Raw genomic sequence first — 22471 nt, forward strand, 5'->3', positions numbered from 1 at the left:
ATGAAGCCAGCCACGTGCCGTGGGGCGCACCCGTGCGCTTCCGAGGGCCGTCGTGCGTGCAGCGGTGTGGGGCGGGGTGGGTTCGGCGCGCTGGTGCTGGCGCTGCTGCTGCCATGGGTGGCCTCGGCGCAGCAGACCCCTCATGTGGCGCGGCTCCAGGTAGATGGCTCGAGCTACGACCGCGGCGTCGGTGGCTTCGCGTCCCGCGAGGCGGCGGCGCGCCAGTTCTTCCAGACGCATGCGGACCGCTACGACTTCCTCATCGTCTTCCCGTCGTTCCCCACGGACCTGGGCGCGGAAGCGGTGGGCGTGCACTGGCTCTTCCGCAACGACGTGCAGGGCATCGGCAAGCCCATTGGCACGCAGCGCGATGACGGCAGCGGCGGGCGCCTCAAGGGCTACATCGACCTGGCGGGCCTGAGGCCCGGAGACCAGCGCAGCGTCGCGGAGGTGCTCCAGACGCTGGGCCACGAGGTGGCCCACCAGTGGTCCGGCCAGGTGACGTGGCTGGACCCGGTGACGAAGCAGCGCCGCACGGACCTGCTCGGCAGCGAGGGCGGCCACTGGAGCTTCTTCCTCGACTCGGACGCGTCGCTCCTCTACGGCTCGGACTGGCGGAGCAACGGCGACGGCACCTTCACCGCGCGCGAGTCGGTGCGCCGCTACGGCCCGCTGGACCTGTACCTCATGGGCCTGGTGCCGCCGGGCGAGGTGCAGGCGGTGACGCTGCTGCGCCCCTCCGGCTCCACGCCCTACGAGCCCACGGCGCGGCCTCCGCCGGACGGCACGAGCGTGCCGGCCACTCCGGTGCAGGTCGGCATCCAGGACATCATCGCGGCGGAAGGCGCGCGCGTGCCCGCGTCCACCCTGTCGCAGCGCCACTTCCGCGCGGCCTTCGCCGTGCTCACCGCGCCGGGGCAGAGCCCGACGCCCCAGCAGCTCGCCTTCGTGGAGTCGGTCCGCACCGCGTGGCTCGACACCTTCTTCTTCCTGTCCGGCGGCCGGGCCTACATGGAGACGGACCTCCTGGAGGTGCCGGCCGGCCCCGTGGCGAGCGCCCCCAGCGTGCGCAAGGGCGTGGACTACCTGCTGTCTCGCCAGGCCGCCGAGGGGAGCTGGGCGGACGCGCCACCCACGCGGCTGCGGGACACCCAGCTCGCCATGGAGGCGCTGGCCGGGTTCAGGACGACGGCGGGGGCGACGACGGCGGTGTCGCGCGGCGCGGACTTCCTGGGCACGGTGGAGGACGCCACCGTGGATGGCCGCTCGCGGCGCGCGCTGGCGCTGCTGGCCGCGCTCCGCCCGCCCACTCCGGCGGAGGAGCTGCTGGAGTGCCGTGAGCCGGAAGGGCTGCACTCCGGCGGCGGCGTGGGCTACGCGGCGGGCTATTCGTCGAGCGTCATCGACACGGTGCTGGCGGCCGCGGCGCTCACCGGTACCTCGGGGGCCGAGCCGGTGCTCACCGGCTTCGCGAGCTACCTCCTCGCCACGCAGAACCGGGACGGCGGTTGGGGCTTCACGCCCGGCGGCCCCAGCCGCATCGAGCCCACCGCCCGCGTGGTGGCCTTCCTGCTGGACGGCCCCGTCGCGCCCGGGCGGGACGAGGCCCTCATCCGTGGCACGGCCTTCCTGCACGGGCTGCGCACGGCGGACGGGGACTACCGCGACGATGCCATTTCCCCGGCGGGCACCGCGCAGGCACTGCTGGCGCTGGCGCGCCACGGGAGCCTCTCGGCGGTGGCGGCGCGGGCGGCCAGCCAGTTCCTCCTGTCCCAGCAGCAGGAGGACGGGAGCTGGCGGGGCTCCGTCTCGCACACCGCCCAGGTGCTCCAGGCGCTTCGCGTGGTGCTCACGCCCAACCTGTCGGTGGACGGCTCGGGCGTGGTGGCGTCCTCGCACACCGTCACCGAAGGCGAGCCCGTGGCCGTGACGGTGCCGGTGCGCAACGCCGGCTACGTGGACGCGGGCGCCTTCACCGTCCAGGCCTTCGATGAGGGCGGGGCGCCGGTGAGCGCGACCGTGCAGGTGGCGTCGCTGGCGGCGGGTGCCACGGTGAGCGTCACGTTGAACGTGGACACCTCCACGCTCGGCGGCGCGACGCGCGTCTTCCTCGTGGTGGACCCCGAGGGGCACATCGACGAGCTGCGCGAGGACGACAACCGGCACGCCCTGCCGCTCGTCGTGCAGGAGCCCCCGGAGGGGCCGGAGCTCAGTGTCAGCGCGAGCAGCCTCGTGGTGAGCCCGTCGAGTGTCTCGGAGCTTCCCACCGAGCTCCAGGTGGTGGCGGGCGTGGCCAACCTGGGGCAGTCGGCGGCCTCCAACGTGGAGGTGGCGCTGTCCGTCAACAGCACCATCGTCGCGAGGCAGCGCGTGACGGTGGGCGCGAAGTCGCTCGTCCCCGTCACCTTCACCGCCCCGGTGGAGCGCCTCTTCGGCGCCGTCGGCGTGACGGTGGTGGTGGACCCGGGCGGGGAAGTCGACGAGGCCAACGAGGCCAACAACAGCGCCACGAAGGTGCTGCCCGTCACGCCCACCATCGACCTGGCGATGACGGCGCTCAGCGTGGAGCCGGCGCGCGTGGAGCAGGGGCAGGACGTGCGGGTGCGAGTGTCGGTGGCCCACCGGGGCACCACGCTGGCGGCGGGCGCGCAGGTGCAGGTGGAGGTGTTCGACGGCTCGGGCGCGCGGGTGGCCGTGCTGTCACCGGTGCGCAAGGACCTCGACGCGGGTTCCACCACGGACTTCGAGCCGCTCTGGCGTGCCTCCGTCGCGGGCCCGCTCAGCGTCACCGCGAAGCTGGTGCACGTGGCGGACCGCTCGGCGGGGAACGACAGCCGCACGGTAGCCCTCCAGGTGGACGCCTCGCAGCGGCCCAACCTGCGCTTCGCAACGGGCAGCTTCCAGGTGACGCCGACTCCTCCGAAGGAGGGCGAGCAGGCCTCCCTGGCCATCACCGTGGAGAACCCGGGCGCGGTGGCCACAGGCGCGTTCGACGTGGACTTCGCGCTCCAGAATCCCGCGGGTGAGACGCGCGTGGCGCGAGTGCGGGTGGAGGACCTGGCGGCGGGGGCGAGCACGCGAGTGACGGCGTCCTTCACTCCGGAGTCGGCGGCGGCGCTCACGCTGGTGGCGCGCGCCGACACGGGACAGCTCGTGGGGGAGTTCGACGAGGACGACAACGTGGCCGTCGTCCAGATGGCGCCGCTGTCGCTGCCGGACCTGGCCATCACCTCGGCGGACCTCCTGCTCGAGGACCCCTTCCCCCGGCCGGGGCAGACGGTGCCTGTCACTGTCTCCGTCTTCAACCGGGGTGGCCAGCCGGCGCTGGACGCGACGGTGGAGTTGTTCGAGGGAGCGCCGGAGCAGGGCGGCAAGAGGCTCGGCGGTGTCAGCGCCGCGCGCATCGAGTCCAACGCGCGCTTCGAGCCCACCTTCTCGTGGCCCACCGGGGACGCGTCCGGCGCCGTGGTGCTGGTGGCGCGCGTGACGCTGCCTGCCTCCGGAAGGGAAGGGGACACCGGCAACAACCGCGCGCAGCGCGAGGTGGTGGTGCAGTCCGGAGCCTTCGCGCTCACGCCCGCGTACTTCTCTCCGACTGGCGACGGTGTGCAGGACACCTCGGGCGTCCGCGTGCAGCTCGCCCAGGCCGGCGCGCTGGACGTGCAGTGGCTGGATGCGGACGGCGCGCTCGTGCACCAGGAGACGCGCGAGGGGCTGGCTCCGGGGACGTACACGCTGGAGTGGAATGGCCAGACGGCGCAGGGCGCGTGGGCGAAGGACGGGCGCTACCGCGTCATCGCGGAGTCGCGCGTGGGCGGTGCCACCAGCGCCACCCGGGTAGGCGACGGCACGGTGGTGCTGGACCGCAACCGCGAGTCCCTCTCCCACGCGGCGGGGACGCCGCTGGTGTCCTGGCGGCGGCTGGACGTTCCCTCCAACGCCCGCGTCTTCATGGGCGACGACGACGAGTCGCTGCTCCTCGTGACGGGAGTCTTCACGCCGACGACGGAGCGCACGGACATCACGCGTCAGGGGCTCGTGGACGGCAAGCGCACGCTGGTGGCGTCGATACCGGCCTGGTGGGACGGAGGGACGCTCCAGTGGGCGGGAACCCTCGGGCACATCGTGTACCAGACGCTGTCGGGGCAGTCCTTCTACAGCGCCGTCGACACCCGCTTCCACTACTGCATGACCGAGGCCGGGGTGCACGCCATCACCCCGGGAGCATCGGCGCCGAGCCGGCTCTACACCGCGGTCCACGGGCCCTCGCTGGACTACCAAGAGAACTGCCGGGACACGGTGCGCAGCCATGGCCCCGACGTGGATGCGACTTCCATTCCCATGCGCGTCGGCCGCGACGGCCGGATGCTGGTGAAGAACTGGTACTACAGCGAGTACTTCGGCCACCACTACTTCTGGACGCTGCTCGATGCCTCGGGCGAGGTCCTCAAGACGAGCCCGTCAATCGATGGGACGTCCAATGTCCAGGAGCTGAGGCTGTCGCCCGAGGGCACCCGGGTCGCGTTCGCCACCCGGAGGGATGCCGTCACCATCACCGACCTGACCCACCCGGGCTCCTATGCGACGGAGGGGGCGTGGAGTGTCCCGCTGCGGATTCCCTTCTCGCGCTCCTTCTTCTGGCTCAACGAGCGGGAGCTGGCCTACGCCGGCGTCGAGTCCATCACCACCTCGGATGATGCGGAGGTCTGCCGGCTCGAGTACTGCGCGGACGGCTCGTGCGAAGTCGAACCGCCCTGTTCCATCTACCGCGGCGGTGGCATCTACGTGCTGGACACCGTGTCGGGCCAGACGCGGGCCCTGTACCGCGACGAGACGCGCGCCAGCGAGAAGTTCTCGCCCGACACCTACCTGTCGATGACGGCCGCGCCCGACGGCTCCATGGTGGCGTACACCTTCACGCCGGGCGCGTACGACGACGAGGAGGTCTGGGGCGTCCCCTCCCAGGGCGGCGCGCCGCGCCTGCTGCTCGCCCGCCGCCCGGGCCTGGCCGTCCAGGTGAAGGAGTGGTCTCCCGAGGGCACCTTCCTGCTCGTGGACGCGGAGGTCGCCACGACGGGCGGCTCCACCACGACGGCCCCGCACATCATCTACTCGCGAGCCAACCTGGCGGCGGAGATGACGGCGGTGCGCGCCCAGGGCACGCGCATGCTGTCGCTGCGCGGCTCGGCGCAGGACCAGAACTTCCTCCGGTATGAGATTTCCGCGCGGCCCGCCGGCTCCAGCGCCGCGCCCACCGTCATCGCCCGCTCCCTCACGCCCGTCGTCGACGGAGAGCTCGCCGGCTGGGTGCCTCCCGGTCCGGGCCGCTACGAGGTGGAGCTGGCCGTCTTCGACAAGGCGGGCAACAGCCGGCGCGTGCCGCTCACCGCGGCGTGGAGCGACGTCCCCATGGTGGCCGGCCTCTCGCGGGACCTCGAGTACCTCTCGCCCAACGGCGACGGAGTGCGCGAGGTGTCGACGGTGGAGTACTCCGTCCTCGGGCCCGCCAGCTTCGAGTTCGTCGTGCGCGACGCGGGCGCCCGAATCCTCCGGCGCTTCCCGCGCAGCCATCTGGAGGCGGGGACGGGCACCTTCACGTGGGACGGGCGGGACGAGGCGGGCGACGCGGTGGCGGATGGCCGCTACACCCTGGAGGGCGAGGGGCTGTCGCTGGGCTTCGTCGTGGACAAGGCGTACCCCACCGTCGAGCTGTCATCGCCCGGGAGCGGGAGCGCGGGCGCGTTCTCCGTGCAGCGCGTCCGGGCCTATTCCACCCTGGGCACGCTGCCCGAGGTGGCCGTGCTCAAGGGCCGCGTCACGGCCAGCGCGAAGGACACGAACCTCGACACCTTCCGGCTCGAGCAGAGCATCCCCGGCACGGGTGACAGCCAGTTCGAGACGCTCGACTCCACGAACACGCTGACCGCGCTGTCGCGCCCCGTCTCCATGACCGAGGCGCGGACGCACGCGTGGCGGGCGAGGGCGGAGGACCTCGCGGGCAACGTCAGCACCACGGCGACGAGGACGTTCCCGGAGCAGCTCACCCTCATCGGCTTCGGCCATGCCTCCGTGCTGGCGCCCGACAAGGGCGCGCTCTACGTCGGCGGCGAGCGCTTCCCCCGGTTGGACCTGCTCCAGTCACCCTTCGACAGCACGGAGAACCGGTTCCTCTTCACGCCGCAGCCGTATGCCTTCGTCCTCCAGACGTCGGTGCGCAAGCCGTTCGTCCGGTTGGACGTGGACTACCGCGTGAAGGGGAGCCCCGAGTGGACGCGAGCCTCCGCCGGAGAGGTGCAGCTCGTGTCGGAGACGTCCCTCATCTGGAACGCCACGCACCTGCTGCCCCGGGACTACGAGCTGCAAATCGTCGCCACGGACACGGAGGGGCGCGAGTTCCGCAGCGGACTCGAGCTCTACAGCCTGGAGTCGCAGACGCTGCCGCTGCGCACCTGTGTCGGCGTCGATGACGAGGGCGCCGAGCTCCTCAAGCTCGGCTTCGACCTGCCGGTGTCAGGCCCCGGGGACATGCTCGCGGAGGACGCCACGCTGGTCTTCAAGAGCGACGGCGCCACCGTGACGATGCCCTTCAGCCTCCCCACGCTCGCGTGGGTGCCCGGCGAGGAGCAGATTCCGTATGAGACGGGGGTCTCCACGGGAGACCTGGAGGGCTGCAAGTACGATCTCGAGCTCCACGCCCACACGCTCTCCGGGCAGGCCGTGAGCGCGAGCGCGAAGGTGGACCTGTGCGGCGTCGAGGTGAAGGACCTGCGCACCCTGTCGCCGCAGGGCGTGGCGACGCTGGTGGAGACGTTCCGCGAGGACGTGTCCTACGTGGAGGTGCTGTTCCAGTCCGAGTCCACCGGAGTCTGGAAGAAGGTGGGCATGTCCCGCGGCTTCAGCGGGAGCACGTCCGTGCCGCTGGACTTCACCGAGCTGGCGACGTGCGGCGCCCACCGCATCCGGCTGGTGGCCCACCTCGGGGATGGCTCGGTGGTGGACTCCACGGAGGAGCGGGAGGGCTACCACGCGTGCGTGCCTGGCGGACAGGCGTCGCTGGGCTGCACGCAGGTGGAGTTCACCACCATCACCGAGGAGCCGCCGCTGTCGTTCTGCAGCTCGGGCGAGCCCGTGCATGCCATTGGCATCAAGGCACGCTCGCTGGACGGACGCGTCGTCAATCTGCAGGCCTGGAGCCAGCCCATTCCGGGGACGTCGACGTCGCCGCTGGTGGTGACGGGCTTCACCCCCGGCGCCACCGTGGAGGCGCGCGCCATGCTGTCCACGCAGGGGCTTTCGCAGGCCTCGTACGTGGTGGGGGCCCGGGCCACGGATGACCGCGGCAGCTCCGCCACCGCCACGCTGCCCTATGCGCGCGCCATCATCGTGGACTCCACGCCGCCGCAGGCCGTGGTGTCGAAGCCCGCCGCGGGCGAGCGCGTCTGCCCGCGCGTGGAGCGCTCCGCGTCGGGGCTGGAGGTGTCGCGCCTCGACGTGGAGGGGGCCGTCGAGGACGAGCACCTCGCCGGCTACACCGTCCTGCTGCGCGGCCCGGATGGCGTGCTGCGCCCGGTGGCCACGAAGAGCTTCTCCGGCCGGACGAACACATTGGTCGAGGGAACGCTGGCCACCGCGGACGTCAGCGCGCTGCCCGCTGGTGACTACGAGCTGGTGGTGGATGCCCGCGACGCCAGCGGGCGGCTGTCATGCTCGGCTCCGGTGCCGTTCCACCTGGTGGGCGGTGTGCAGGTGAGCGGGCTGGCCGCGAGCCCGGCCGTGTTCTCTCCCGTGGGCGCGGAGGGCTTCCGCCGCGTCGGCGTGGACTTCACGCTGAACGAGCCGGCGGCCGTCGCCGTGTCCCTGCTGGCCCCGGACGGGCAGTCACGTGACGTCATCACCACGGCGGCGCCCGCCGGAGCACTGCACCTCGACCTGGATGAGGCGTCGCTGCGCGCGGCGGTGCGGGAGGACGGTCGCTACGCGCTCGTGGTGAAGGCCACGGATGCGTGCGGCCTCGTGTCGTCCGCCCGCGTGCCCCTGGACGTGGATGCCACCGAGCCCGTCGCGCGCATCGAGCGCCCCGTGGAGGGCGGCTCCGTGTCCGGTACCTGGAGCGTGGAGGGCGAGGCGACGGATGCCTCGCTGCGAAGCTATGAGCTGGCCGTGGGCAGCGGGCCGTCGCCCGCGTCCTTCACCGTGCTCGTCACGTCCACCCGTCCGGCTCGCGGGCTGCTCGGCCAGGTGGACGCGGCGTCGTGGACGCCGGGGACGTACACGCTGCGCCTGCGCGTGGAGGACGTCACCGGTGCCACCGCCGAGGCGCTGCGCACCGTCATCGTGGAGGCGCCCCGGCTCATCTCCTCCTTCACGGCGAGCCCCACCGCGCTGTCGCCCAACGCGGACGGCGTGCAGGAGCGCGCGGACGTGACGCTCTCCGTGCTGTCGCCTGGGACGGCGAAGCTGGAGCTCTTCGCCGCCCAGGGGACGCTCGCGCGCGAGGTGATGCCCGCGACGGCGGTCTCCTCGTCGCTCGACTTCGTGCTGGGTGGCGCCGCGCTGGACGGCATCCCCGACGGGCCGTACCGCCTGCGGCTGAGCGCCTCCTCCTCCTCGGGCGTGGAGGAGGTCCGCGAGCTGCTCATCGTCGTCGACCGGGAGCGGCCCACGCTGCGCGTGACGGCTCCGGTCGCGGGCGCGCGGGTGCCGGACGCGGTGACGGTGTCCGGCAGCATCGCGGACGAGAACCTGGAGTCCTGGTCCCTGACGCACCAGGCGCCGGGCCAGGGCGAGGCGGGTGTCTCCGAGGGCCACGCGCCAGTCTCCGGCACGCTGGCCCGCCTGTCCGGGCTGGGCGCGGGGACGCACGTCCTGGTGCTGCGCGCGCGGGACGCCGCGGGCAACGAGGCCGAGCTGCGGCACGAGCTGAGCGTGGACGCGACGCGGCCCGTGGTGGCCTTCGCCGAGCCCCGCTCCGGCGCGGTCCTCTCCGGCCGCGTCCAGCCCATCCTCGTCCGCGCCAGTCTGGTGGAGGATGCGCTGAAGTCCCTCACGCTCGAGCTGGAGCGGGACGGGCAGCGCACGACGCTCGCGGAGCGCACCGAGCTGCCCGCCGATGGCACCGTCCTGGCCTGGGACGCCGCCTCGCTGGAGGGCGGCCCCGCCACGCTGGTGCTGCGCGCGGAGGATGACGCAGGCCTCACCGCCGAGGCCCGCATCGACGTGGTCATCGACAACACGCGCCCCGACGCCGTCATCGAGGGCCCGCGTGGAGGCGTGGGCTCCGCGGAGCTCGACATCGTCGGCACGGCCCGGGACACGAACCTCGCCGAGTACACCGTGGAGCTGGCGAGCGGGCCGGAGGGCTCCTCCGCGCCATTCGTCACGCTCGTGAAGGGCACGCGCCCGGTCTCCTCGTCCACGCTGGCCACCACCACGCTCCCGGGCCAGGGCACCTGGCGGCTGCGGCTCCAGGTGAAGGACCAGGCGGGCAACGTGAATACGGACACGGCCACGGTGGTGTTCGACACGACGCCGCCCCGGCCGGTGCCGTCGCTCGTCGCGGTGCGGGAGCCTCCGCGCGCGGCGCGCCTGTCCTGGGCGGCGAGCCCGGACGCGGACGTCGACGGTTACGAGGTGTCGCGCACGCGCGGCAGTGGTGGCGAGCCGGTGTCGTGGCTCGTTCCCGCCAGCACGCGGGAGTACCTGGACGCCGAGCTGGAGGATGGCGTCTGGACGTACACGGTGCGGGCGCGCGACGCGGCGGAGCTGTGGAGCGAGCCGTCGCCTCCGGCGAAGGTGCACGTGGACACGCAGGCGCCCCAGGTGGCGCTGCTGGAGCCCGTGAACGGCGCCGTCGTCCGGGGCCAGGTGACGGTGCTCGGCTCCATCACCGCGGCGGACCTGGCGGAGTACCGGCTCCTCGTCGGGCAGGGCCAGTCCCCGTCGGACTTCCAGGTGCTGGCGCGCGCGTCCGTGCCGGTGAGCGCGGGCCCCATCGGTGTGCTGGACACCACCACGGTGGGCGAGGGCGCCCTGCTGACGCTGCGGCTGGAGGCCGAGGACGTCGAAGGCAACGCGCGCTCCGTCACCACCACCGTGAAGACGGACAACCTCGCGCCGCCGGCCCCCGTGCTGAATTCCGCGCGCGTGTCCTCCGGCGGCTCCGTGGAGTTGGCCTGGAGCCGGAGCGCGGCCGCGGACCTCCGCGGCTACCTCGTGCTCCGCAACGGCGAAATCGCCAACGCCCCGTCGGGTGCGACGCCGGCCGACCTCTCGCCGTACCTGCTCACGTCCACCAGCTATTACGAGCAGCGGGTGGACGGCTCGTACACGTACGAGGTGCAGGCGGTGGACAACGCCTTCAACGTGAGCGTCCCGTCCAACTCCCGGTCCGTCGTGGTGGAGACGGACGCGCCCAGGGCGACGGTGGTGTCGCCCGCGGCCTTCAGCCAGCTCGACGGGGCCACACTCGTGTCGGCCACGGTGGATGCGCAGGACGTGGCACAGGTGCAGTTCGAGGTGCGAGGGAAGGGCGCCACGGACTTCGCGCCGCTGGGGCCGCCCGTCACCCGTGAGCCCTACCGGGTGACGCTGGAGCCCTCCGCGTTCCCCGCCGGTGTGCTCGAGGTCCGGGCCGTGGCGCGCGACACGGCCGGCCACGTGGACCCGGCCCCCGTCCCCGTCTACTTCTTCTCCACCGAGGCGCCTCAGGCTCCTCCGCTGGTGGCGCGCGTGGACGCGCAGTCCGTCTCGCTCGACTGGAGCCCGGGAGTGCCGGAGGCCCAGTCGTACCGCCTGCTGCGCGGCGTCCAGGTGCTCGGTACCTCCGCCGCGCTGCCCGCGGCGGAGCTCTCCGCCACGTTCACTGCCAATGACACGACGCCCGAGGCGGGACTCGACGGAGACCCGGACACGTATTGGGACGGCTTCGCGGAGGACGCGCTGGACTACACGTGGCAGGCCCTCTTCGCCGAGTCCGTGCTGCTGGACGAGCTCCGCCCACAGCTCAGCTTCTACGGCACCGTGGTCGCCTCCGTGCGGGTGGAGGGGACCTGGGTTCCGCTGGCCGACGCCTCGAATGGAGATGGCCTCCGCTTCACGCCGCCCGGTGGCGGCGCTCTGCGAATCGAGGGGCTCCGCTTCGACTTCCACTGCCCCTGGTCGGGCTGTGGAGCCTCCCTCTACGAGGCCGGGGTGAGGGCTGGCGCGGTGATGGACGGGCTGTCCTTCACCGACGCCCCCGTCACGTTCGGCTCGCACACGTATGTCCTGGAGGCCCACGGTGCCGGAGGCCAGGTGGCCCGGACGCGCCGCACCGTGCGCATCTACGCGCCCGTGCTGTCCGCGCCTCCGCCGCGCGTCTCCGAGCGCACGGTGCGTCTGACTGGCGACGAGGCGGAAGCCCTGGGCGCCGTCACCTTCTTCGACGGCACCGGCGCTCTGGCGGCCCGGGTGACGGCGGATGCGCAGGGGCACTTCGCGGCGGACGTGACACTTATCGAAGGGCGCAACACCTTCTCGGCGGAGGTCGTGGACGCAGAGGGCAACCGCAGCGTCCGCTCCGCGCCGGTGAGCGTGCTCCACACGCCCCCTCCGGACGTGAGGGTGGTGCTGGCGTTGGCCTCCGTCACGGGCAGCAGCGTGTCGCTCACCTTCACCCCGGAAGGACAGTTGGAGCGCGTGGCCTCCTTCCACGTGTACCGGCAGTCCGATGGCGGGGCCCGTACCCGCGTGGCGTCGCTGGACGCGACGGCCCGGAGCTTCGTCGACACGGGGCTCCCCAACGGCCGTCATGCGTACACCGTCCAGGCCGCGGACCTGCTGGATGTGGAGGGCGCCGCGTCGAACACGGTGGTGGCGGAGGTGGCGCAGCCGCTGCCGCCGGTGCCGTCGCGGCCGCGCGTGGACGCTCCCGCGTCGGGCGGACAGCTCCTCGTGAGCTGGGTCGGTGCGGGCCCGGGCCTGCGCTACGTGGTGGAGCGCGCGACGAGCACGGGCGCCTTCTCCGTCCTCACGCCCACGCCCGTGGAGGTGCTGGAGTGGCGGGACACCGGGCTGACGGATGGCGTCGCGTATGCGTACCGCGTGCGCTCGGTGGATGCGCCAGGCAACCGGAGCGCGCCTTCCGAGCCGGCGGTGGGCATGCCCCAGCGGACGCTGCCGATGCGCCCGCCTCGCATCACCAGTCCCCAGGACGGGAGCTACGCCTCGGGCTCGAGCTACGTCTCCGGTGTCGCCGAACCCGGCAGCCGGGTGGACCTCTTCCACCAGGGCCGCCTGGCGGGCACCACGGTGGCGAGCTCGCTCTTCTCGGACATGTCCTGGCTGCCCCTGTCGGCGGAGCTGCGGGGCGGTATCGACTTCGCCGTGGGCTCGGACCGCGTGGCCTATGTGGCCAGCCTCGACTGGGTCACCACGATGGTGCGCGTGGAGACGCTCGGCTCGGACGACTTCTTCGACGTGGCGCTGCCCGGCATCGAGCTGACGGGCGCGCTCGTCCTCTCTCCGGATGACCGGCAGGTGGCGGTGGTGGGCCGGCCCATCGGCGCGTCGCTGAGCCGCGTGTACCGGGTGGACCTGGAGACGCGGCAGGGATGGCCCGTCGCCGAAGACGTGCAGGGGGAGGTGCTCCTGCCGGCCTGGAGCCCCGACGCCACCTCGCTCGCCTTCGTCACGCGCGAGGAAGGTGCCAGCACGGAGCTGCTCCAGGTGCAGTCCGTGGCCGGAGGCCCGAGCCGTCCGGTGCTGGAGCTGGAGAGCGGTACGACGCGCGACCTGACCTGGCTCGCGGGCGGGGACTCGCTGCTGGCGGTGCTGGCGGCGAGCGGGGCGCAGCCGACGGTGACGCGCATCTCCGTGGCGGACGGCGCGCGCACGGACGTGTTCACCAGCGAGGACGCGGAGGCGCCGCGCCTCAGTGCCTCCGCGGCGGGCACGCGCGTGGCCTGGGCCGCGCCCTCGGGAGGCCGCACGGACGTGTTCCTCCTCGAGGCGCCCGGCGGCCGCGTGGTGAACCTCACCGGCTCGGAGGCCTTCGAGCAGTCCATCGCGCTGTCCCCGGACGGGCAGCGGCTGGCGTGGTTCTCGGACGCCGTCCTCATGGTGGAGGACCTCGAGTCCCACCAGCGGCATACCTATCCCGAGCTGTCGAGCCGGGCGCTACTGGCCTGGTCCCGGGAGCGCCTGATGCAGGTGTCCAGCGGCTTCGTCAGCGAGGTGCTCTACGGCGCATCGTTCCGCTTCGAGGGTGTCCCGCTGGAGTACGGGGAGAACGTCTTCTGGGCCACGGCGTCCGGTGCGGCTGACGTGGCGTCGGAGCCCTCCAACATCGTCCGCGTGACGCGCTTGGGGAGCTCGTCGGCGTCGGACCTGACCGTGGCGGTGCGCTTGGAGCCCGCGGTTCCCGTGGCCGGCGAGCCCGCGTTCGCCGTGGTGACGGTGAGCAACGTGGGACAGAGGAGCGCGGGCGGCTTCCCCACCGAGCTGCGCCTGCTCACGCAGGATGGCGTCGTCCTGTCTTCCGACGTGCGCCAGACGCAGGACACCCTGTGGCAGGGTGCCAGCATCGAGCTGCGCTTCCCGCTGTCGCTGGCGGGGCGGCTGGGCGAGCACCGGCTGCGCGCGGTCGTCGACCCGGCCTCGTCCATCCCGGACGTTGACCGCTCCAACAACGAGGCCACGGCCACGTTCCGCGTGGTGGGCACGCCGGGGCTCCAGCTCCAGGTGTCCGCGGCTCCGGCCGAGGTCACCGCGGGTGGCGTGGTGACCGCCAGCGTGCAGTACCTGAGCGTCGGCGCCATGGCGGGCGTCACCTTCCAGTCGCGGCTGGTAGCGGCGGATGGCAGCACCGTGCTGTCGGCCCTGGACGAGGTGCGCGGTGCGCTGGCGGATGGCGAGGCGGGGAGCTTCACGCGCGCGTTCGCCGTGGGCCGCACGCTCGCGGGGGACTACCGCGTTTTGGTAGAGGCTCGCGCGACGGGCGCCGCGGCGGTGCAGGCGCAGGCTCCCGTCCGCATCACTCCGGACGCGGCGCCCGTCCTGACGCTGGTGGCGGAGCGCTCCACCTGGCGCATGGGCGAGCTGATGGCCCTGGAGGCGCGGCTAACGCAGGCCGCGTCCAACGCGCTGCTGGTGGACGGCACGCTGGAGGTGGCGCTGCTGGATGCGCTGGGGCAGCGCGTGGGTGAGCGCACGGTGACGCTGCCGGTGCTCTCGCCGGGCGCGCGGCGCACCGAGCGCGTGACGTTCGACTCGGCGGGGCTGGCGCCCGGCGTCTACCAGGCGACGGCGGTGCTGCGCGTGGCCGGTGTGCAGGCCGTGGGCGCGCAGGTGTCGGTGCAGGTGCTTGGCCAGCCGGTGCTCCCGGGCTCGGTGGCGGTGGTGGGCACGGCGGTGCGCCGTGGCGAGGAGGCGCGGGTGGAGTGGCGGGTGAGCAACGCGGGGAACGCGCCCGCGGAGGGCGTGGTGGCCCATGTCCTCGTCGTCGACCCGCTCACCTCTGCCACGCTGGCGAGCTTCACCACGCCGCTGGGCACGGTGTCTCCGGGAGCCATCCTCACGGGGACCCACGGGGTGCCCACGTCGGGCCTGGCGCTGGGGAGCTACCCGGTGGTGCTCGGGGCCGAGCAGATGGGCAGCGCGAGCGGCATGCTCGCCACCACGAGCTTCCGCGTGCGCGACGGGCTTGCTCCCGTGCTCACGCTGCTGGGGCCCGCCGAGGGGAGCCATGTCTCCGGCTCGGCCAGTCTCCGGCTGCGCGGCATGGATGACGCCTCCGGCACGGCCGCCGTCGTCGCGGACGTGGACGGGGCGGCGCGCACGCAGCTCACCGCGCGCTCTGGCACCGCGCTGGATGGCGAGTGGGCGGGCGTGGTGCCCCTCCAGGGTGAGGGACTGCACGAGCTCGTGGTGTCCGCGGTGGACGCGGAGGGCAACTCGGGACTGGCGATGCCCTCATCGGACAACCCGCTCGTGCTCCACGTCATCAACGACACGCGCGTGCCCGAGGTGCGCATCGACGGCGTCGAGCCCCAGGGCTTCTACGCGCGGGCCGTGCAGCCGGTGGTGGTGGCCGAGGACGAGCATCTCGTCGGGGTGGCGGTGACGCTCGACGGCAACCCCTTCACCTCCGGCACCCTCATCACCGAGGACGGCACGTACCAGCTCGTGGCCGAGGCGCGCGACAGGGCGGGCAACGTGGGCCGCGCCGAGGCCCGCTTCACGGTGGACCGGACGGGGCCGCGCATCGTCGTCTCGGGCGTGGCCGACGGTGAGCTGCGCCGCGACGACGTGGTGCCCAACATCCAGATTTCCGACCTGGCGCTGGCCTCGTCGAGCGTGACGCTGGACGGCGTGGACTTCACGTCCGGCACCGTGGTGACGGCGGAGCTCGAGCACACGCTGCACGTGTCCGCCACCGACACCGCGGGCAACGCGACGGAGCGGACGCTCGTCTTCACCATCGACCGCACGCCGCCCGTGCTGCACGTGGGTGGCGTGACGGACGGCCTCCTCGCGGGCGGGGACGTGCAGCCGACCTTCACCGCCGAGGACCTGCACCCGTTGTCGGTGGAGGGCCGCGTGGACGGCGCGCCCTTCGCCTCTGGGGAGCGCGTGACAGCGGAGGGCGAGCACGGGCTGGTCATCGCCGCCTTCGACCGGGCGGGCAACCGCACCGACTGGAGCGGCCGGTTCCGCATCGACCGGACGCCGCCAGCCATCACCGTCAGCGGCGTGACGGAGGGCCTGGTGACCGACGCCAACGTGACGCCCGTCGTCACGTTCGAGGACGCGACGCTGCGCTCCACGTCGCTCCAGTTGAACGGACAGGACTTCGAGAGCGGCGACACCGTGACGGCCGAGGGCGAGCACGTGCTCGTCGCCTTGGCCCGTGACGGGTTGGAGCGCGAGAGCAACGTCCGGGTGGCGTTCAGCATCGACCGGACGGCGCCCTCCATCCGCATCACCGGGGTGGAGGAGGGCCAGCGGTACACGGAGCCGGTGGTGCCCGTGGTGGAAGTCACCGACGCCCACCTCGCCGAGTCGACGGTGACGCTCGACGGGGAGACCTTCGTCCCGGGGACGCGGGTGTCCGCCGAGGGCCCGCATGAGCTGGTGGCGAGCGCGAAGGACCGGGCCGACCATGTCGCGACGGCGCGCGTGTCCTTCCGCATCGACTCGGAGCCGTCCACCGTCTCGCTGGCGATGGACGTGGACAAGGGGACGCCGCGCGTCCTGCTCTACCTGCGCGAGGCGGATTGCAGCATGACCGCAGGGAACGCGCAGCGCGTGGAGAGCTTCTTCCAACGCGTGGTGCCCGCCGGACGGCTTCACGTGGTGAAGGACGAGAGTGCACTGCTCTCGGCGCTGCGGTCCGGGCGGCACACCGTCCTGGTCTGGATGAGCCTGGACACGGCCGACCCGCTGTGCCGGGAGGACGACGCCGTCGAGAGCCCGACGTCCGCGGCCGCCGCTCCGGCCTGTCAGAACGACGCGCTGTCCAGCGAGCTGACGGAGCTGGTGCACGGTGGGCACCTGGGGCTGGTCATGGTCCGCACGCGGCCGGCGAACCTGCCCGCGATGCGGGACGCACTGGGTCTGGACCTGCGCACGCGCACCAGCTCGACGGTGGTGCGCGTGGAGGCAGGGCCCCTGGGGGCCGGGACGGCGCTGCTGCTGACCTCGGGCGCGGTACGCCTGAAGCCGGACACGGCCACGGAGGCGGCGATCTACGTCAACGACATCGCGGTGGGTGAGCCGCCCGTGGCGGCCGCGGTGAATGTGCTGGGAGCGGGTCGCGTGGTGACGCTTGGCTTCGACCCGAGTCGGGCCGGGTCTACCTCCGCCGTGAGCTCCGTCATCGGCTCGGCGCTCGCCTACGTCGCGCCCACACCGCGGCAGGTGGCGCCACTGGCGGTGGTGGAGACGGGGCTGGCGGTGACGACGGCCGTCTCGGTGGCGGCGCTGGACCTGCGCCAGTCGGTGGAGTCGCCGCTGCGCTTCGAGTGGGTCTCCCCGGGCCAGCCGTGGTCAGGCACTGAGTACACCTGGACGCTCACGCCGCCCGTGGGGGGCAGCTCGCGGGTATGGTCGCTCCTGAGGGCTCCGGACGCCGTCGGCACGTGGGACATCACCGCCGAGGTCCGCCTCGGCACGCAGTCCCTGGCCACGGTGGCGCGGGAGCTGACGGTGGCGCGCTCGGGCCCGGCCCTGATGACCGAGGCCCGCGCGCAGGTCGCCGCCCTGCCGGCGACAGGCGACGACGGGGCCATCCGCCAGCAGCTGGCGGCCCTGCTGGGCGCGGTGTCGGCGCGGCAGCCGGGGACGGGATGTGTGACGCCGGAGGCCAACCTGAAGGACCTGCTCACGGCGGTGTCCCAGGCCCGGCAGCTCAAGGTTCCTTCGACGCAGGTCCGGCTCGCGCTGGATGAGCTGATCTTCTACTGGGGGATGCGGTGTTCGGTTCAGTGAGGGCATTGGTGGTGGGGCTGCTGGCGACGGCGGCCCTGGGTGCGGCACCCCGCGTCCATCCCCTGGAGTCCGTGCGCCAGGCGCAGCCGGATGACCTGGCGGCCCGTGAGCGCACCGAGCGCTACGAGCGAGCCATGGCACTGCGCCGGCGCGAGCAGCGCGTCGCGCCGGACCTGCGCGACGCGCGGGTGCTGATGGGCCGTGCCCAGGAGCGGGTGGGGTCGGCGCCGGGTTTGGTGGACCGACTCCTCGCGTCGAGGGTGGACGCGGAGGCGCGCGAGGCCGCCCGCCGCGACGTGGACGCGGCGCTCGTCGTGCTCTCCCGCCTCCAGCTTCGAGCGCGCGAGGGACTGGCGCTCGCCCGCAAGGCGCCGGGCACGTCGGAGGCACTGGCGTCCCTGCGCGAGGGGCACGTCGTGGCGGACGCGCGCCTCCAGGAGGTGCTGTCCCGGGGCGTGGTCCTCTCCGAGGCGCTGCGCACGCAGGGCGAGGAGGGTTGGCTGTCGCGCGTGCTCGGAGAGGAGCCGCGCGCGGGCCTGACGCGGCTGCGCGAGCTGCTCGATGGCGCCGCGGGTGAGCGGACGCGGCCCGTGCTCAGCGCGGACCTGTCCTACGTGCAGGGCGCGCTCGGCCCCGCGCCAGCGCCCCAGGGCGAGGTGCTGCCCGCCTTCATGAACGCGAGCGCGGGCGCCTCGCTGCTGGAGGACACGACGGCCGGGCGCGAGGTGGAGCTGTCGAAGGAGGTGCGTGACACGGCGGCGAGCCTCGGCACGGCCCGCGCCGCCATCGACTTCGTGCAGCGCGACTTCACGCTGGAGTGGTACTACGGCGCCGTCCAGGGCGCGCGAGAGACACTGCGCCAGAAGCGCGGCAACGACGCGGACCTGGCCACGCTGCTGGTGTCGCTGCTGCGTGCGCAGGGCGTCCCGGCCCGCTACGTGCGCGGCACCGTGGAGCTGCCGCTGGCCCGGCTCGCGGACCTGATGGGACTGCTCACCGAGCAGCAGGCGGATGCGTTGGACCGCGCGGTGCCCGACGGCGTCCCCTTCGTCCTGCCCGCGGAGCTGGAGCCCCTCGTGCTGCGCACGCTGGCGGACTCGGGCACGCCGCATGAGCCCGTCCTCTCCGGAGGCCGGGTCACCGCCGTGCGCCTGCCCCGCGTGTGGGTGGAGGCGTACGTGCCCTACGCGGACTACCGCGGCGGTGGCGCGAGCACCGAGGGGCGGCAGTGGATTCCGGTGGACCCGGCGGTGACGGGCCGGGCCCGCCGCTCGGCCACGCCGCCCGCGCTGGACGTGCTGCAGTCCATGGGCATCAGCGCGGCGGACCTCACCCGGGGCTACCTGGAGCACGCGCCGGGGCCCTCGCTGCTGGAGTACGTGCGCGCTCGCGTGACGGAGCACCTGTCCACCGCGCGGCCGGACCTGACGTACGCGCAGGTGCTGCGCACGGTGCGAAATCGGACGGAGTCGCTCGCGCTGCTGCCGGGCACGCTGCCGTACCGCGTGGTGCGCGTGCACGAGGAGTCCGCCTTCCTTCCGGACTCGCTGCGGCACCAGGTGCGCGTGAAGGCGTGGGACGCGCAGGGCGCGCTGTTCGAGGTGACGCTGCCGCTGCACCAGCTCGCCGGCCACCGGGCGCTGTTGGCCTACAAGCCGGCGACGGAGGCCGACGCGCAGCTCGTCGGCACGTACGGCGGGCTGTACCGCGTCCCGCCCTCGCTGCTGCACGTCCTCCCGGTGCTGCGCGTGGACGGCCGCGAGCGCGCGGTAGGCAGCCGCGGCGTCTCCATGGGCGCGGAGCACGGCTGGAGCGTGGAGTTGCTGCTGCCGGACGGCTCGGCGCGCCGGGTGGAGAACCGCATCGTCGCCGGCAACCTGTATGCGCTGGGACTGGGGCTCGGCGGCAATGGCTATACGGCGGAAGAGGCCGAGGACGCCGAAGCAGAGGACCTGGACGGAGGGGCGGCGCGCTTCCTCTACGAGCGGGCCGCCGCGTATTCGCGCGCCTGGCACGCGTCGGAGGAGGAGCTGGCGCGGCTGCTCCAGGTGGTGCCGCTGCGGCCCACCGCGGGCCTGGTGCTCGTGGGCTACGCGCTGCGCGTCGAGGAGTCGCTCGGCATGGTGCAGGCGGTGCGCTTCCGGGGCCTGGAGGTGGACTCGGACCTGCGCACGCTGGTGCCGCTGGAGCTCGTGCCCGGGCGCGGGCAGGCGCTGCTGCGCATGTCGGGCCACGAGGGCTCGTTCCTGGAGGCGCGCGTGCTCACCGAGGGCACGCACGAGGACGCCATCTCCACCATCGGCATCCTCCAGCGCGCGAGGCAGGAGGGCATCCCCGTGCTCACGCTGGTGGGGCCGGCGGGGCTGGCCACGCTCGCGGACCTGACGCTGGACCCGGAGGTCCGCGAGGCGGCGCGCGTGCAGCTCGAGCGCGGCCGCGAGGTGATGCTGCCGGAGGTGGACCTCACCGTGCGGGACTGGACGGGCACGGGCTTCATCGCGCGTGACGTGCAGACGGAGGAGGGCGGCTACTTCCTGTCCGGCCTCATCTCCGGTGGCACGACGGTGGTGTCCCCGCTGTGGTGGACGGACCCGCTGCTCGTCGGGATGTTGGAGCAGCCGGAGGCTCCGCCCGCGGTGGAGGACCCGACGAAGGCGGCCCGCATCCTCAAGGTGGACGCCACGGACCTGCAGCAGGGCGTTGTGGGGCAGCCGCTGGCCATGGCGGCCGCGGTGTTCGTCACCACCGAGGACGGGCGCCCGGTGCAGGGCGCGGAGGTGCGCTTCCGCGCCATCAACTCGGCGAAGCCGCGCTTCCTGGCCGCGGGTGGAGCCGCGGGCACGCCCATGGAGGAGCTGCGCACGACGACGGACGCGCGCGGCCGTGCAGTGGCGCGGGTGGTGCCGGACACGAACATCTCCCGCGCGTACTTCTCCGGGCCGGGCTCGCCATACCCGCAGCAACTGGGCCTCAACGAGGTGACGGCGGAGACCTCGGACGCGGGAGGCAGGACGCTGGTGCTGGCGCTGCCCTTCACCTTCGTCGGACTGCCGGACGTGCCCGCGCGCGTGGACGTGGGCGGCACGGAGGTGCTGGAGCGCGAGGTCGCCGTGGAGCTGGGCACCACGCTGTTCGCGCGCGTGGAGGACCAGTACGGCAACGCCCTGGCCAACCGCCGGGTGACGTGGACGCAGGCACCGGGGCTGGGGCGCTTCTTCGTCCCGTCGGAGGCCGGCTCGGTGCTGACGCTCGATGCGCTGGATCCGCGGCAGCACGCCGCGCTCGAGCGCGTCTCGGACTCCCTGGGCGGGGTGTCCACCGGCTACATCCCCGGTGCGGTGCCCGGCATGTACATGCTCACGGCCAGCACCGCCGGGGTGTCGGGCTCGTTCAGTGTGAGTGCCATCCTCCCCGAGGGCGAGTACACGTTCCGCGCGACGTCGCGGAACGCGGGCGTCCGGGGCATCTACCTCACGTCCTACCCGTACCCGGTGGCGACGGAGATTCTCAAGCGCACCACGGACGCGGCGGGCACCCGCTGGGCGCCCATCCGCGGCGACGAGCGCAACGCCGACGGGCAGCCCGTGTACGAGCGCGTCGAGCTGCGCATGCAGGTGCGCTCGGCGGCCGGGGCGGTGCTGGGCTCTGAGTCCGCCGTGCCCGTCACCGTGGGCACGGACGCGCTGGACGACGCGGACACCGCCGTCTTCCGCCCGCGCTTCCTGGTGCTCGACGGGTGGCAGCGCGCCGACTACTGGGGCGAGGCCTTCCTGCGCGAGGTGAAGAGCAACGGCGACGTGGAGGTGCGCAAGGTCTGCTGCAACCGCAGCTACTACGGCGAGGCGTACTCCTCCATGCCGAAGGTGGTCCCCAGGCGCCGGCTGCCAGGGGGCGAAATCGTCAACGCGGCGGGGCTGGGAGTGGCCAGCACCTCGGACCTGAACGTGGGCTTCTCGGTGGAGAACGCCAGCTCGTTCCCTGTCTATGCGCGCGTGCACGTGCAGCCCACGCTCACCGGGGACAAGGTGGTCTACATCCCCGACGGCACGGAGCTGCCGAGGGATTCGAGGGACCCGTCCCTCTTCGTCCTGCCTCCCGCCTCCACGTCGGGACTGCTGTTCCCGCTGCTGCAGGGCACGGGCGGAGGCCGGCTGGAGCTGGAGCTGATTGGCAGGGACCCGGGCTCCTCGTCGCTGCGTGAGGTGGCGCTGGGCACGACGGTATTGCGCATCATCCGTCCCGACACGGAGCTCCAGGCGGACGAGCCGCTCACCGCGCGCATCATCCTCCCGGTGCGCGACTTCACCTCGGCGGAGAACCCCCGGGACGACCCTCCCGAGCCGCCGGACGTCAACGAGCTGCCCATCCGGATTCCCGCCCGGCTGCGCATCACCGCCTTCGAGCGCGGCCTCCTGACGGTGCGGGTGGCGGGCACGTCCTTCGCCTCGGCGCGCATCCTCGCCAGCGAGCGCGGGGTGCTGAGCGTGGAGCCCGTGTCCGGTGAGCCATTCCAGCTCCTCACGGACGGCAGCATCGTCGTGGAGGTTCCGCCCAAGCTGCCCGGGCAGGAGAAGGTGGCGATCGAGCTGAAGCCGGACGACGGCACCCGCCCGACGCTGAAAAAGGAGCTGGTGCTGACGACGTCGCTGTCGACGATGGGGCGGCTGCCGGTGGGCCACACCTTCGTCAAGGGTGTGAGCGTGGTGGACGGCCACCTCGTCAGGCAGGCCACGGACCTGGAGCTGCGCTCGCGCGGCCCGGGGCTGTCGTGGTCTCGCTCCTATTCGAGCGGCCATGCCGAGGACGGCACGCTGGGCCGGGGCTGGACGCACGGGTACGAGTCGTACGTGCTGCCGGTGCGCGACGCGGGTGGCTTCCGCTACTCGGTGGTGGGTGGCGAGGGCGGCGGCCAGGTCTTCGTCTGCACCCAGGAGGGGAGCGGCTGCAAGGCACAGCGCGGCTTCCACGGGACGTTCCGCCGCGAGCTGGTGGGCACGGGCGACGC

Annotated in this window: 2 protein-coding genes (1 of these 2 cut by a window edge); both read left to right on the forward strand. The window is 73.2% G+C overall.

The genetic code is table 11. The features are described 5' to 3' along the window. A complete protein-coding gene (locus tag ACVTJA_RS21945; RefSeq protein ID WP_465838908.1) occupies positions 1-17466 on the forward strand; it encodes a CARDB domain-containing protein in 17466 nt (5821 codons plus the stop codon). Continuing rightward, a protein-coding gene (locus ACVTJA_RS21950; RefSeq protein ID WP_465838910.1) for an RHS repeat-associated core domain-containing protein crosses the window boundary here: on the forward strand, positions 17451-22471 show its 5' end (the start). Its footprint extends 6487 nt past the window's final position; only the first 5021 of its 11508 coding nucleotides appear in the window; the start codon lies at positions 17451-17453; its stop codon lies beyond the right edge, outside the window. The genes ACVTJA_RS21945 and ACVTJA_RS21950 overlap by 16 nt, the downstream gene beginning before the upstream one ends.

The sequence above is a fragment of the Pyxidicoccus sp. M6 genome, from assembly GCF_055568925.1.

Bases quoted from the DNA above. Each gene is read 5' to 3' on its own strand.
- ACVTJA_RS21945 (WP_465838908.1), top strand. From the start codon at position 1: ATGAAGCCAGCCACGTGCCGTGGGGCGCACCCGTGCGCTTCCGAGGGC.